This is a genomic window from Yersinia sp. Marseille-Q3913 (assembly GCF_963892745.1).
Taxonomy (GTDB): Bacteria; Pseudomonadota; Gammaproteobacteria; order Enterobacterales; family Enterobacteriaceae; genus Yersinia; species Yersinia bercovieri.
The window spans coordinates 1-828 of the sequence record NZ_CAWQAF010000092.1 but is presented as its reverse complement, the minus strand read 5'-3'; the positions used below and the strand labels follow the sequence as shown (position 1 = coordinate 828).

The window sequence follows — 828 nt, the reverse complement described above, 5'->3', positions numbered from 1 at the left end:
GCTCCAACGTGCAGGTGGCCGCCGTGGAAGGCAACTTCGACGACGCCCAGTCCGCGGTCAAGCGCATCTTCGGCGACCGCGCCCTGGCCGAGCGTCTCGCCGGCAATTCGCACGTGGTGCTTTCCTCCGCCAACTCCATCAACGTGGGCCGTCTGGTGCCGCAGGTCGTCTACTACTTCTCCGCTTACGCCCAACTGCTCGCCGACCAGGTGATCAACGTCGGCGATGAGGTCGAGTTTGTGGTCCCGACCGGCAACTTCGGCGATATCCTCGCCGGCTACTATGCCAAGCTGCTCGGTCTGCCGGTCAAGCACCTCGTGGTGGCTTCCGACAAGAACAACGTGCTGTTCGACTTCCTGACCACCGGTACCTACAACCGCCAGCGCCCGTTCTTCCAGACCATCTCCCCCTCGATGGACATCCTCATCTCCGCCAACCTGGAGCGCATGCTGTACTACTTGTCCGAGGGCGACACCCGTCTGATCTCCATGCTGATGAACGACCTCAACAAGTGGGGCACGTACGAGATCCCGGAAGAACTGCTGGCCAAGATTCGTCAGATCTTCGGCACCGGTTGGGCCGATGAGGATCAGGTACGCGAGTCCATCAAGCACTGTTGGGACGAGAACCACTACGTGATCGACCCGCACACCGCCTGCGGCTACTACCTGCTTGAGCAGATGCCGCGCGACCCGCTGACCCCGCGCGTGCTGCTCTCCACCGCCAGCCCCTACAAGTTCCCGCGCGTGGTGAACGAGGCATTGGGCTTCGACGCCACCGGCACCGACTTCGAGTGCATGGATGTGCTGCTGCTTGAAAAAAAAAAAA

Annotated in this window: 1 pseudogene; it reads left to right on the top strand. The window is 61.6% G+C overall.

Features of this window, described 5'->3' with window-relative positions:
• Window positions 1-828: pseudogene (locus AACW11_RS19950) on the top strand (hypothetical protein); the annotation flags it as partial.